The organism is Agrococcus sp. Marseille-P2731, from assembly GCF_900117395.1.
Lineage (GTDB): Bacteria > Actinomycetota > Actinomycetes > Actinomycetales > Microbacteriaceae > Agrococcus.
This window is the reverse complement of record NZ_FPEG01000003.1, coordinates 856,354-869,457: the sequence shown is the minus strand read 5'-3', so window position 1 is coordinate 869,457 and position 13,104 is coordinate 856,354. Positions and strand designations below refer to the sequence as shown.

The following is a 13,104-nucleotide window of genomic DNA, read 5'->3' as shown; positions in this document are numbered from 1 at the left end:
GGAATCCCCATGCGACTCAGCAAGCTGGGCAGCGTCGCCCTCGTCGGTGCGCTCGCTCTCGCCCTGGCCTCCTGCTCGGGCGGCGGCGCCCCCGACACCTCGGGCGAGGCGGGCGAGCCCGCAGCCTCGGGCGACCCCCTGACGATGCTCATCGGCTCCTCCGGTGACGCAGAGACGGCCGCCGTGCAGGCGGCTGCCGACGCGTGGAGCACCGAGTCCGGCGTCGACGTCGAGGTGATCGCCGCATCCGACCTGAACCAGGAGCTCGCGCAGGGCTTCGCGGGTGACACGGCGCCCGACGTCTTCTACATGGGCTGGGATCAGTTCCAGACCTACGCGAGCGACGACTTCCTGGAGCCCTACGCCGCGAACCTCGAGAACGCCGACGCGTTCTACCCCGCGCTCGTCGACGCCTTCTCCTACGACGGCGAGTTCGTGTGCGCCCCGAAGGACTTCTCGACGCTCGGCCTCGTCATCAACACTCAGCTGTGGGCGGATGCTGGACTCACGGAGGCAGACATCCCGACCGACTGGGCGTCGCTCCAGTCGGCGGCCGAGACGCTCACGAGCGGCGACACCGTCGGCCTCTCGATGGGTGCGGAGTACGCGCGCCTCGGCGTGTTCATGGAGCAGGCCGGCGGCGGCCTCATGGATGGCGAGACGGTGACGGCGAGCTCGCCGGAGAACCTCGAGGCGCTCGAGTACGTGCAGGGCCTGCTCGAGGCGGGCGCGCTGCAGTGGCCGGCCGACCTCGGTGCGGGCTGGGGCGGCGAGGCGTTCGGCAACGGCTCGGCGGCGATGGTGATCGAGGGCCCGTGGATCCGCGGCGCGCTCGAGAACGACTTCCCGGACGTCGAGTTCCAGGTCGTCGAGCTGCCGGCCGGCCCCGCGGGGCAGGGCACGTTCACGTTCTCGAACTGCTGGGGCATCCCCGAGGGGCAGGACACCGTCGAGAGCGCGCAGGAGCTCGTCGCCTTCCTCACGAGCGACGAGCAGCAGCTCGAGTTCGCCGAGGCCTTCGGTGTGATCCCCTCGACCGAGTCGGCCGCGGCGACCTACGCCGAGACCTACCCCGAGAACGAGGCCTTCGTCGCGGGCGCCGACTACGCGGTCAGCCCGGTCGCCTTCTCGGGCGCAGCGGATGTGGTGGGCGAGTTCAACAACGCCATCACGACCCTGCAGGGCGGTGACGCGCAGGCCGTGCTCGACCAGGTGCAGACGCAGCTCGAGGCTGCGCTCGAGGCCTCGCAGGGCTGACGCAGCCGGGCGCGACCGACATGAGCACCACCACCGCCGCTCCGGCGCCGCATGCGCGGCGCCGGAGCGCGCGGCGCCAGACCAAGCGCAGCGGCGAGGCCGTCGCCGGCTGGCTCTTCACGCTGCCGGCGATCCTCATCATCGGCGTCTTCCTGATCGCGCCGATCGCCCTCGCGCTCTGGGTCTCGTTCACCGACTGGAACGGCCGCAACTCGCCGCTGTTCAACGACAGCGTCGACGTGGTCGGGCTCGAGAACTACGCCGCGATCACCACCGACGACTCCCTCACTCGCGAGCTCTTCGGCCGCTCGATCCGCAACAACGTCTTCTACGTGCTGCTCGTCGTGCCGCTGCAGACCGCGCTCGCCCTCTTCCTCGCAGTGCAGGTCAACCGCCGCATGCTGCGGGCGAAGAGCTTCTTCCGGACCGCGTTCTACTTCCCCTCGGTCACCTCGTCGATCGCGATCACGGGAGTGTTCCTGTTCCTCTTCGGCGCGACGGGCGTCGTGAACCGGGTGCTCGCGTGGCTGAGCATCAACGGGCCGAACTGGTTCGCCGACCCGCGCGGCGTGCTGCAGATGCTGCTCGGGCTCGCCGGCGTCGACGGGCCGCCCGCCGGCTGGGAGGCGCCGGGCTTCCTCGGCGTCTCCGCCTGGGAGTGGGTCGCCGGACCATCGGTCGCCCAGTGCGTGCTGATCATCATGGCGATCTTCACGACCTCCGGCACCTTCATGCTGCTCTTCCTGGCCGGGCTGCAGAACATCGGCGCCGAGGTCGGGGAGGCGGCGGTGATGGACGGTGCCGGACCCATCCGCACCTTCTTCTCGGTCACCGTGCCGATGCTCAAGCCGACGCTGTTCACGGTGCTCACGCTCGGGCTCATCGGCACCTGGCAGGTCTTCGACCAGGTCTACCTCACGCGGGGCACGCCCGCGGCGCCCACGCTGACGAGCCCGGCGTACCTGGCCTTCAACCAGGCGTTCGAGAACAACGAGCCGGGCATCGCGGCCGCGATCGCGTTCGTGCTGTTCCTCATCATCATCGCGATGACGCTCATCCAGCGCTGGGTGCTGGGCGAGCGGGATGCGAGCGGCATGGGCACGAAGCGCGAGCGGCGTCGCAGGGGGAAGGGCGATGACCGCGAGGCGGGGCTGATGGCGGAGGGCGCCGTGCGCCTGCAGGCCGGTCCGCAGAGCACGACGGGAGGTGGGCTCACATGAGGGAGCGCATCAGCGGTGGCCTGATCGCGGGCTACGTGATCCTCGTCGTCCTGGCGATGCTCTACATCTACCCCTTCGTCATCGCCATCAGCAGCTCGTTCAAGACCGATGCCGAGGCGAACGGCGACCCGATGCGGCTCATCCCCGAGACGTTCACCTTCGCCGCCTACGAGCGGCTGGTCACGGGCACCGACCTGCCGCTGTGGGCGGCGAACTCGGTGTTCATCACGGTCGTCGTGACGGTGTTCCGGGTGTTCTTCGACTCGCTGGCGGCCTACGCGCTGTCTCGGCTGCGATTCCGCGGCAGGAGCGCGATCTTCGCGCTGTTCATCGCCGTGCTCGCGGTGCCGAGCGTGGTGCTGATGATCCCGCGGTTCCTCGTCATCAAGGAACTCGGGCTCTACGACAGCTATGCGGGCATGATCATCCCGCTGCTCGCGGATGCCGCCGGCATCTTCATCATGAAGCAGTTCTTCGACTCCATCCCCGCGTCGATCGAGGAGGCGGCGCGCATCGACGGCGCCGGTGTCTTCCGCACCTTCTGGTCGGTGACGCTGCCGATGGCGACGCCCGCGCTCATCACGCTGACGATCCTGTCGTTCCAGGGCTCCTGGAACGAGTTCGCGCACTTCGTGATCTCGCGGCAGAGCCCGGAGCTGCACACGCTCACCACCGGGGTCGGCTCGCTCGTCTCTGGGCAGCTGGGCTCTGGGACGCAGTTCCCGCTGAAGCTCGCCGCGGCGGTGCTCATGACGATCCCGGTCGCGGTGGTGTTCTTCATCTTCCAGCGGCGCATCATGTCGACGACGGAGGGTGCGGAGAAGGGCTAGCCGGCGAGCTCGGCGTCGGTCGCCCTTCGATGAGCGAAGGAGCCGGAGCGGGCGCCCGCTGGTGGTGCTTCGACCACCACAGGATGCGGAGTGCGCGCCTGCTGGTGGCGCTTCGACGACCGCAGGAGGCGGACCGCGCACCACAGGCGCTCGCGTCACGAGGCCCAGCCAGGGCTGCCGTCGACCCGCGAGACCTCAGAAGGGCAGCGGCCGCGCGGTTTCGCTGACCTCGGTGCCCCACACCTGCGGCTCGGGTTCACGCTCAGGCTCGCGCTCGCGGAACACCGGCCTCACCTCTGGCGGCTCGTCCACATACGTCTCCCCCATGGGTGAGGTGAAGGCGAGGACGCCTGGTGAGCGCTGGTGGACCTTCCAGCGTCTGGCGCCGGAGAGCTGTGCGCCTTTGAGGGTGTGGTGTCGTCTGCAGAGGTGGGCGAGGTTGCCGGTGTCGGTGGTGCCGCCGTCGGTCCAGGGGATGGTGTGGTCGAGGTCGCTGCGGTGTGCGCGTTGGCCGCAGCCGGGCCATCTGCAGTGCTGGTCTCTGGCTCGGAGGAGCTGCTTGAGCCGCTTGGAGGGCACGTAGGTGTCGACGGCGGTGACGTGGCCGGTGAGGGGGTCGGTGAACAGGCGCGTCCAGGCGGTCGCGCGCTCGGCGAGCCGCCTAGCGGTCTCGGGGTCGACGGGGGCGCCGGTGGAGAGCCGCGCGACCGCGGCCGTTCGTCTGCGGGTCCGCTGATCGCGGCCGACGTCGGCGGAACGCGCCCGGCTGGACACTTCGCCACCAACACTGGGGCGCTGCGCCGCGTCACTCACAGCGGCGTCACTCACAGCGTCGTCGGCAGTGCCGTCGGTGTCGCCGGCGGTGCGGTCTCGGTCGGTGTCGCCGTCGTCGACACCGACGAGGACGTCGGCGGGCATGACGATCGTGACGTCTGCTCGGATGGCGTCGATTGTGGCGCCGGCGGGGTCGCCGGTGAGCAGCAGATCGCACATCAGATCTGCGCGGAGCTGGTCGAAGGTGCGCGGGTCCTTGCCCTCTCCGCTGGCGTCGGCGGCGCGGAGGGTGGCCTTGGCCATCTGCGTCAGCCGATCGTGAGTCGCGGCCACGAGCACGGTCGGGGCGATCAGCTCGAGCCGCGACATGCCGTCGTCGAGCTCCTTCTGGAACACACCCCGACGATCCCTGGCCGACCGATGCCGGGCCGCGAGCGGCTGCTCCAGGTGCCGCTCGAGCTCGCGGCGCGCGATGGCTCGCAGGCGGCCGGGCGTGGTCTGCTCGGCGTGCGGTAGCAGCGCCTCCTCGAACGCGGCCCGGCCTTCGGGGTCTTGGATGGCTCCGCCGATCTCGGTGATCACGCCGACGTGTCCGCGGTGGATGCGCGCCTCGCCCCACGCGTGCACCGTCGCCGGCCATGCGGCGACCTGTTCCATCGCGTGACTGATGTTCGCCTCGAGGGTGCGGTCGCTGCGGCGCTCCATCAGCGCCAGCTCGCAGGCGACCTCGCGCACGCCGACGCCCGGGTCGAGGCGCTCCTCGAGCGCATCCTCGACCGCGACGTGCCCGATGCCGGCGAGGAACCGCACCCGCATCGCCTCCAGGCTCGCGATCGCCACATCGATCTCGACCACGGCACGCATCGCCGATTCGGCCACATCACGACCCGTCACCGGGGCGGGAGGGATCGGTTCAGCCTCAGCCGCGACCGCACGCTCGCCAGACGGCACGGCCGCAGCCGCGTCGAGCGGGTGCGGCCCGCCGCGCAGCCACGTCGGGCCGTCGAAGAAGTCAGGCGCGAACGGCACCGGCACCCGGTGCGGCGGCAGCGTCGGCGCCGGCGGCGAGGCAACCCGCGCGACAGCAGGCGCGGCACCCAAGCTCGCCGCACCGACCGCGCCCTCCGGCCCTTGCTGCCGCACCGCATCCCTCGTCATGGGCGAAGTGTCGCATCGACCACTGACACGACCCGACGGGTGCGAACGGGCGGCAGCCCCACCGATCTGCCTGCGCCAAGGTCAGCGTCAGCACGCAGCGGAGGATGCGCCTCGCGGCCCCTCAGCCCTGCGGCAGCGGCAGCGGCGGCACGAGGTGCAGGTGCGGATGCTGCCGCGACGTCGCCGAGCCGCGCGCGCCCGCGTTGATCTCGATGGGCTCGGGCCCGCTCGACGCCGACTCCGAGCCAGCGCCATCCGTGTCGGAGTCCATCCCGTTGCCGCGCCTGCTCAGCGTCGCGACCGCCGCCAGGTGGCGCTCGGCCATCGGCGCCCGCGCGGCCTCCGCCTCGATCACGGCGCGCAGCACGGGCACGACGGATGCCGCGGCCCACGCCTGCGGCGCACGCGCACCCGGGAGCGGGATCGGGATCTCGGTCTCGTCGGTGCCGTAGCCCGCGTAGACCTCCGGCACCCGGCCGTCGAACGCATCCGCCGCGCGCTCGAGCTGGGCCGCGAGCTGCGCCGCCACATCGACGAGCCCTGCTCGCAGCAGCCCCTCGATGGCGATCGCGGTGTCGTGCGGCCAGACCGAGCCGCAGTGGTGCGCGAGCGGCCAGTACTGCTCGGCATCGGTCGCCATGGTGCGCAGGCCGAAGCCCGAGGAGAGCCGCTCGTCGAGCAGCAGCTGCGCGACCTCGGCTTCCTCTGCCGCGTCGAGCAGCGTGGTGCCGATGAGGTGGCCGATGTCGCTCACGAGCGTCGGCACCGGGATACCGTCGGCGTCGAGCGCCATGGCGGGGAAGCGATCCTCTGCCACCGTGACCCAGTACGACGCGCGGAACCGCTCGCGCATCTCCTCTGCCCATGCGCGCCAGGGCTCCCCGTCGTCGCCGAGCGCGTCGAGCAGGTCGGCCGCGCCGACCGCCGCGCGGCACGCGAGGCCCTGCACCTGCGCCATGGCGATGCCGCTGCGGCTGCCGTCGAGGCGCTGGCAGTCGTCGTCGTGCGCGTCCTTGCCGGTCACGCCGAGGCACTGCTCGTCCGGGCTGATGAGCAGTCCGTCGCGCGTGTGCGATCGCATCCAGCCGAGCGCCGCGTGCAGCGCCGTGCGCAGCTCGCGCACGACCTCGAGCGGCAGGCCGGCGCGCCAGGCGTCGTGCAGCAGTGCGACCCAGAGCGGCGTCGCGTCGACGGAGCCGGCGAAGACGGGCGGAGGCTCGACACCGGGTCGGGGCGCCTCGGTGGCGCCCTGACGGATCTCGTGCAGGATGCGGCCCGGCTCCTCGCGGGTGGACGCGTCGAGCTGCACGCCCTGCCTGGCGGCGAGGGTGCGCAGCGTGCCCTCGGCGACCTCGGTGCCCAGCGGCAGCAGCAGGCGGCTCGCGATGAGCGCGTCGCGCGCGACCAGCGTCATGTGCCAGGGGGCGCTCGCTGCGGGGAACGGGCCGTGCCCCGCGTCGAGCAGCAGGTGCTCGAGGTCGATCGTGGCGCGCTCGGCCCAGCGGTCGAGCGCGACCCTGCCCGTCGGCAGCGGCTCGTCGAGATGCGTGCCGGTGGCACCGTGGAACGCGAGCGAGGGATCGTCGATCTCGAGCTCGAGCGTGATGCCCAGCCAGTCCTCCGGTGCGATGCGCGCCCGCTGCGAGACCACGACGCGGTGACCCTCGAGGCGCACGCTGCCGCCGTCGCTGCGCACGCTCACCGAGCGGACGCCGTCGGTGGCGATCGCCTCGTCGTCGAAGAGGTCGAGCGTGATGTCGGCGGCGTCGGGCGCGCCGGCCTCGACCGAGGCGGTGGGCGCGAGCTCGATGCGGCAGGCGAGCTCGACGAGCACGTCGATCGGGTCGTCGCCGCCGTTGATGATGGTCGCTCGCTCCACCATCCCGCCGGAGTGCGCATGACGCAGCTGCTCGACGGTGACGCGGGTGCGCGCGCGCCGGGTGGAGGGATCGAGCGCGAGCGCGCGGAAGACGGTGCCGCCGTCCTCGTCAGCGGCTGCGAGCGGCTCGACGAGCAGGCCGTCGACGCGCAGCTCGATGCCGGAGACGTAGCGCCAGTCGCCGTGGAAGACGCCGTGGGAGGGCGCGGTCATGGAGCCGTCCTGCGCCGACCACACCTGGGTCGGGGCGGCGAGGGCGAGGTTCTCGGTGGAGAGAAGCGGCTGTCGCACGGCGCTTCTCAGGCGCTCTGGAGACATGACTTTTCCGATCTTTTGCGGGCGGCGCACCAAACGCTAGTCGCGCACCTGCGCGGACTGCCCAAGAGTGAGCAAGTCTTATCTTTCAGTTTCCTCAGGCTCGGAGGCAGAGAATCGCGAGTCTGCGCGGCTGCGGTTCAGGGCGTCGGATTGCGCGCGTCGTACGCAAGGAACGAGCGTTGCGCGCGCGTCACGACGGCGATCAGCACGACGATGACGAGCCCGCCGAACAGCGGCGGAGCCCACAGCGCGATGAGCGTCGCGGCGGCTCCGGCGTAGAGATCGCCGATGCGGGGCCCGCCCGCGACGACCACCATGAACAGGCCCTGCGTGCGACCGCGCATGTCGTCGGGGGCTGCGGTCAGCATCATCGTCGAGCGGAAGATCGCGCTGATCTCGTCGCTCGCGCCCATGCCCGCGAACGCGACCGCTGCGACGCCCAGCGCGACCCAGGACACGTCCGGCCACTCCGGCCCGACCGGCCCGCCCCATCCGATCGCCATCGCCAGGATCACCGCGCCCAGCAGCGTGACGAAGCCGCCGTAGAGCATGATCGACCGCGACACGGCGAGGCCGTGGCGGTGCACGTGCGCCACCGGGCCCGAGAAGACGCTCGCCAGCAGCGTGCCGACCGCGGCCGCCGCCGTGAGCACGCCGACCGTGACGGGCCCGCCGCCGATCGCGACGGCACCGACCGCCGGCAGCAGGGCGAAGGGCCGCCCGAAGGTCATGGCGATGATGTCGACGATGAACGACATGCGGATGTTGGGCGCCTGCCGCATGAACGCGACGCCGTCGAGCAGCGACGCGAGCCCCGGCCGGACGACCGCGCCGAGCGGCGGCAGCTTCGGCAGCCCGATGATGCCGAGGAAGCCGGCCGTGAACAGCACCGCGTCGATCGCGAAGGTGATCGGCAGGCCGACCCCCGCCACGAGCACCCCTGCCGCGGCCGGGCCGACCGTGAGCATGATGCCCATGGCGATGCCGTTGAGCGCGGCGGCGCGGGAGATGAGGTGCGCGGGCAGGATGCGCGGGGTGACGGCGCTGCGCGTCGCACCCGAGATGGTGTGCGCGACGGTGTTGATCGTCGTGAGCACGTAGAAGGGCCAGACCACCGCGCGCTCGCCGGCGTCGATGAGCATCGCGTCCCACGTGGAGAGCGCGACGAGCCCCAGCACGGCCGCCCAGCCGGTGAGGCTCGAGATGATGAGGACCAGCCGCCGATCGAACGCGTCGGCGAGCATGCCGCCCCAGAGGCCCGCGACCACCATCGGCAGCAGGGCGACGCCGCCGACGAGCGCGACCATCATGGTGCTCTGCGTCATGTCGAAGATCTGCAGCCCGACGGCCACGATCGTCATCTGCGCCCCGATGCCGCTGATGGCGTTGCCGATCCAGAGGCGCGCGAAGACCGGCGAGGCCCGCAGCGGGGCGAGGTCGACGAAGCGGCGGCGCTTCAGGGGTTCGCCGACGCCTGCCCCGTCGCCCGCAGCGCCATCATCAGCTGCCGCGCTCTGGCCCGGCAGCTGTGCGCCAGCGGGCGGCAGGATGCCGTGGGCGCCGGTGGTCGGCTCTGCGCCGGACTCGAAGGGCTCTGTCACGCGGCGAGACCGCGCCTAGGCGACGTCGTCGATGCCGTACAGCGCGTCGATGGCCGAGAGGAAGTCGTCGTGGCGGCCCTCGGCCGCGAGCTCGCGGGCGCGCACGGTGGGCTTGTGCAGCAGCACCCCGGCGAAGTGGCGCAGCGCCTGCTCGGCAGCCTTGCGCTCTGCCTCGCTGCCGCGCTTCGCGATGCGCTCGAGCTCGGCCTCCATGGCCTCCTCGACGTGCTGGCGCAGCGCCGCGATCGCAGGCCCGACCTGGCGCTCGGCGGTGCCGCGCTCGAAGCGGCGCGCGGCCTTGCGGACGAGGCCGCGGGCATCCTCGGTGGCCGTGAGGTGCTCCAGGGGCGCGTGCAGGCGGATGGTCTCGAGGTCGAGCAGCTCGACCCCGTGCACCGTGGCGACGTCGGGGTCGACGTTGCGGGGCATGCCCATGTCGATGACGAGCTGGGCGGCGCGGCCGTGCTCGACCGGGCACTCGGCGACGGCGGTCGCGCCGCCGGCGTGCACGGGGCAGCCGAGGGGGGCCGTCGTGGTCGCGCGGTGCGCGTCTGCGATCGAGGCGCCCGCCGTGAGGAGGCGCATGGGGCAGCCGGATGCGTCGTGGTCGCGGGCAGCGGAGCCCGGGAAGGCGTGGGTCGCCGCGAGCTGCTGCCGCCCGGCGGTCAGGAGCTCGGCGTCGACGACGAAGCCGTCGGCGCTCGTGCAGGTGACGATGACGTCGGCGGTCGCCGCGGCGAGGGCCGCGTCGCGGCCGTCGACGTGGCCGATCGCGTGGCTGCGGGCGAAGCCGTTGCCGCGGCCGGAGGGGCTCCACACCTCGACGCTCTTGGCGCCGCGGCGGCGCAGCTCGGCGAGCGAGATGCCGGCGAAGCGGCCGGTGCCGACGAGCAGCACGCGGGCGTCGGCGAGGTCGACGCGGGCACTCGCGAGGTCGAGCGCGAGGCGCACGATCGAGCGGCCCGCCTCGCCGATGCCGGTGCGGTTCTTGATGCCGCGCTGGGTCTCGGAGGCCCGCTGGAAGAGGCGCTCGAGGTGCGGGCTCGTGGTGCCGGCCTCCTGCGCGGAGGAGAGCGCTCGGCGCACCTGCCCGGCGATCTCGCCCTCACCGATGACGACCGACTCGAGGCCCGCCGCGACCGAGAAGAGGTGCTCGGCGGCGCGCACGTCGGTGAGCGGCTCCAGGGCCTCCGGGTGGTGGAAGCCCAGCGCATCCGCTGCCGCCGTCTGTGCGATGCCCGCGGCCTCCGCGGCATCCTTGTCGGTCTGCACGTCGAGGTAGACCTCGAAGCGGTTGCAGGTGGAGATCACGACGGCGCCGTCCACGGCGGGATGCGCGGCGAACGCGGTGGGGAGCTGGGCTGCGTCTGCGGTCGACAGAGTCTCGAGAGCGGTGAAGTCGGCGTTCTTGTGGCTCGCCGTGAGGCAGATCAGCACTGGACCATCCTACCCGTACCCCACTTGGCGCTCGAGCGCGCCGCATCCGCTCGCGGCGAACGAGCGGAGCGGCCCCCGCCGGAGCTCGACGGGGGCCGCTCGGTGGCTCACTTGCCGAATGCGTCCTTGGCCGCATCCTTCACGTGCTCGCCGGCCTGCTTGGCCTTGGCGCCGGCCTGGTCGGCCTGGCCCTCGGCCTCGAGGCGCTCGTTGTTCGTGAGGTCGCCGAAGGCCTCCTTGGCCTTGCCGCCGAGCTCCTCAGCCTTGTTGCGGATCTTGTCGTCCATGCCCACGGGGGCCTCCTTCGATGGGTGCGCGATTCGACGCGCGTTGCCTGCGGTGCGGATGCGTCGCAGGGCGACGGGTCATTCGGCCCGTCGAGCGTGAGCGACGGCTGAGCGCAGCCCGCCGCTGAGGTGGATGAGGATGGGCGCCGCAGCGCCCAGCCGTGCGCGGGTGCCCTCGGCGGCGGCCGCTGCCCGGTCGGCGAGCTCGTCGAGCCGAGCGCCGCGACGCACGCGCAGGGTGACCTGCCACGCCTCGCGCCCACGTGTCCGCCAGGGCTGCACGTCGAGGTCGAGCAGGTCGGGGTGCTCGCCGAGCTCGGCGCGGAAGACGTCGCGCACGGCGTGCTTGTCGACCGTGATCGATCCGGCGACGAGCGCGTCGTCGCTGCGGCCGCGGCCCCTGGTCGCGGTGTGGATCGCCGCGATGAGGATGAGTGCCGCGCCGGCGATTGCGGCGACGATCGGCCAGTCGAGCTGCGCCGCGGGTGCCGCGAGCGGGGCGAGGGCAGCGATCACTGCCTCCGGCTGCAGGTGCCACAGCAGCACGAGCGAGCCCGCTGCGAGCCAGGCGATTCCCAGCACGGCCAGCAGCACCCGGTTCAGGATGCGGGAGGAGCCGCTCATGCGCTGCGCTCCTCTCGGACGACCACGCGCAGACCAGGCGTGGGTCGCAGCGACTCGATGAGCGAGCGCACGGCAGCGTCGGCCGCGGGGGCGTCGCTCGAGAAGCCGCTCTGCGGGTGTAGGGCGACCATCGCTGCGGCGCGGCCGAGCGAGGTGCGAGCGCGGTCGAGCGGCAGGCGTGAGCCGCGGGATGCTGCGCGGGAGATGGCGCTCGCGAGCAGGGCGTCATCGGCGAGCATCGCCATGCCGGGCCGCTGCAGGGCGTGCCTGCGACGACGAGCCGGCGTCAGCGCGGCGACGAGCAGGGCGGCGCCGAGCACCACTGCTGCCGCGCCGATCGCCAGCCCGACGGCGCCCGCGCCGCCAGCCAGCGTCGCGATCTCGGCGCTGCCGGGCAGCGCGAGCCCGGGAACCGTGGTCCCCGTGCGCTCGAGCAGCAGCAGCGCAGCGGTCGCCGCGACGGCGAGAGCGGTGATCCAGAGCGCCGCGCTCGCCGACAGGGAGCGCGAGCGGTGCAGCTCTCGGCGCGCGAGGCGGCGCAGGGCGCGCGCTTCCGTCGTGCCGCGCACGCTCGTGTCGAGCGTGGCCGTGCTGCCCTCCGTGTGCGGAGTCATGTCCTGTCCTTCCTGGGCCTTGCGGTCGTCAGCGGACTCGAGGCCGAGCCGGCGGCGCGCATCGGGTGATGCGGACCTCGCAGCGGCCGAGCCTGGCCCCGGTGAGCACGCCGGCGCGCTCGAGCAGGCGCGCTCGCGATCGCTCGGCGGCGCCCTGCACGGTCTCGGGGCCGAGCCGGATGGGGGTGGCGATGCGGATGTCGAGAGAGCGACCGCGCTCCAGCACCTCGGCGCGGACGTCGCTCGCGCTGGCGCCGAACGCCTCCGCAGCGGCCGCGCGCACGGTGGCGCGCAGCGCGCGGGGAGCGATGGTGACAGCCCCGGGCACGTCGGTCACCAGACGCTCCTGCCCCTGGCGGCCGCGGCCGCGGCGCGCAGGTCGAGCGCGCCGGTCGCGATGGCGGCGATCAGGGCCCCGAGCACGGCGAGCGCGAGGCCGAGGAAGAAGCCGCCCGGCCCGAACGCGAGCGCGAGCGCGGCCAGCGCGATGCCGGCGAATGCTCCGAAGGCGATGGCGCTCATGCGAGTCGCAGCCCCTCGGGCTCCTCGTCGTCACCCGGGATGTGCACGTCGGAGACCGTGACGTTGACCTCGGCGACCTCCATGCCGATGAGCTCGACGATGGCGTTGCCCACCGCCTGCCGCACGTTCTCGGCGACGACGTGGAGCTGCTCGGGGTAGGCGACGACGATCGTCACGTCGGCCGCCACCTGGTGCTCGCCCACCTCGACGCGCACGCCCTGGCTGAGGTCGCTCTGCCCGATCGCGTCGCGCACGGCGCCGACCACGCGCGCAGCGCCACCGCCGAGCGCGTGCACGCCGGGCACCTCGCGCGCCGCCATGCCGGCGATCTTCGCGACCACGGGGTCGACGACCACGGTGGTGCCGTGGATCCCCGTGCTCTCGAGGCCGGTGCCGTCGCCCGACGTGCTGACCTTCGCGGCGGGAGTGGTGCTGCTCATGATGTCCTCCGATTCGTGGGGGCGGATGCGCCCCTCTGCAACTGAGACGGCACCAGTGCCGGTTTCGTCACACATCGATTCGAGATCGAACCGCCTCCGGATTGCGCGGCCCCGGCGCCGTGCGCCTCGGCGCGCTCACGGCG

At 72.7% G+C, this 13,104-nt stretch carries 13 protein-coding genes; 3 read left to right on the top strand and 10 right to left on the bottom strand.

The window, feature by feature from the left end; translation table 11 throughout:
* Positions 1-9: 9 nt before the first annotated feature.
* From BQ6202_RS12305 to BQ6202_RS12295, 3 genes are read left to right on the top strand one after another with little or no spacing between them, the layout of a single operon-like run.
* A complete protein-coding gene (locus BQ6202_RS12305) occupies positions 10-1,257 on the top strand; it encodes an extracellular solute-binding protein (RefSeq protein WP_072314700.1) in 1,248 nt (415 codons plus the stop codon).
* A gap of 20 nt (positions 1,258-1,277) precedes the next feature.
* A complete protein-coding gene (locus BQ6202_RS12300) occupies positions 1,278-2,477 on the top strand; it encodes a carbohydrate ABC transporter permease (protein ID WP_072314699.1) in 1,200 nt (399 codons plus the stop codon).
* Positions 2,474-3,307, top strand: a complete 834-nt coding sequence (locus BQ6202_RS12295; protein ID WP_072314698.1) for a carbohydrate ABC transporter permease — start codon at positions 2,474-2,476, stop codon at positions 3,305-3,307. Before BQ6202_RS12300 ends, BQ6202_RS12295 begins: the two co-directional genes overlap by 4 nt.
* A 195-nt stretch (positions 3,308-3,502) precedes the next feature.
* On the opposite strand, the gene BQ6202_RS12290 is transcribed toward BQ6202_RS12295, so the two are convergent.
* The 10 genes from BQ6202_RS12290 to BQ6202_RS12245 all read right to left on the bottom strand — a co-directional run bounded on the left by BQ6202_RS12290 (position 3,503) and on the right by BQ6202_RS12245 (position 12,961).
* Positions 3,503-5,239 (bottom strand): HNH endonuclease, encoded by a 1,737-nt coding sequence (locus BQ6202_RS12290; RefSeq protein WP_072314697.1) that lies wholly within the window; start codon positions 5,237-5,239, stop codon positions 3,503-3,505.
* 121 nt (positions 5,240-5,360) lie between these two features.
* Positions 5,361-7,409, bottom strand: a complete 2,049-nt coding sequence (locus BQ6202_RS12285) for a glycogen debranching N-terminal domain-containing protein (RefSeq protein ID WP_072314696.1) — start codon at positions 7,407-7,409, stop codon at positions 5,361-5,363.
* Between the two features lie 164 nt (positions 7,410-7,573).
* The gene (locus BQ6202_RS12280; protein WP_234946207.1) at positions 7,574-9,037 is read right to left on the bottom strand and encodes an MFS transporter; all 1,464 of its coding nucleotides are present in this window, start codon (positions 9,035-9,037) and stop codon (positions 7,574-7,576) included.
* A 15-nt stretch (positions 9,038-9,052) separates the two neighbouring features.
* Positions 9,053-10,474 carry a glutamyl-tRNA reductase gene (locus tag BQ6202_RS12275; protein ID WP_072314695.1) on the bottom strand — a complete coding sequence of 474 codons (1,422 nt, stop codon included), beginning with the start codon at positions 10,472-10,474 and terminating at the stop codon, positions 9,053-9,055.
* A 107-nt stretch (positions 10,475-10,581) separates the two neighbouring features.
* Entirely contained in the window at positions 10,582-10,767 is a 186-nt protein-coding gene (locus tag BQ6202_RS12270) for a CsbD family protein (RefSeq protein ID WP_072314694.1), read from the bottom strand.
* A 72-nt stretch (positions 10,768-10,839) separates the two neighbouring features.
* Complete coding sequence (locus BQ6202_RS12265) at positions 10,840-11,385, bottom strand: hypothetical protein (protein WP_072314693.1); 546 nt, start codon at positions 11,383-11,385, stop codon at positions 10,840-10,842.
* Positions 11,382-11,999 carry a hypothetical protein gene (locus BQ6202_RS12260; RefSeq protein ID WP_072314692.1) on the bottom strand — a complete coding sequence of 206 codons (618 nt, stop codon included), beginning with the start codon at positions 11,997-11,999 and terminating at the stop codon, positions 11,382-11,384. The genes BQ6202_RS12265 and BQ6202_RS12260 overlap by 4 nt, the downstream gene beginning before the upstream one ends.
* A gap of 28 nt (positions 12,000-12,027) precedes the next feature.
* Positions 12,028-12,336 (bottom strand): hypothetical protein, encoded by a 309-nt coding sequence (locus BQ6202_RS12255; protein WP_072314691.1) that lies wholly within the window; start codon positions 12,334-12,336, stop codon positions 12,028-12,030.
* The gene (locus BQ6202_RS12250; protein ID WP_072314690.1) at positions 12,333-12,521 is read right to left on the bottom strand and encodes a hypothetical protein; all 189 of its coding nucleotides are present in this window, start codon (positions 12,519-12,521) and stop codon (positions 12,333-12,335) included. The genes BQ6202_RS12255 and BQ6202_RS12250 overlap by 4 nt, the downstream gene beginning before the upstream one ends.
* A complete protein-coding gene (locus tag BQ6202_RS12245) occupies positions 12,518-12,961 on the bottom strand; it encodes an Asp23/Gls24 family envelope stress response protein (RefSeq protein WP_072314689.1) in 444 nt (147 codons plus the stop codon). The genes BQ6202_RS12250 and BQ6202_RS12245 overlap by 4 nt, the downstream gene beginning before the upstream one ends.
* Positions 12,962-13,104: the final 143 nt, after the last annotated feature.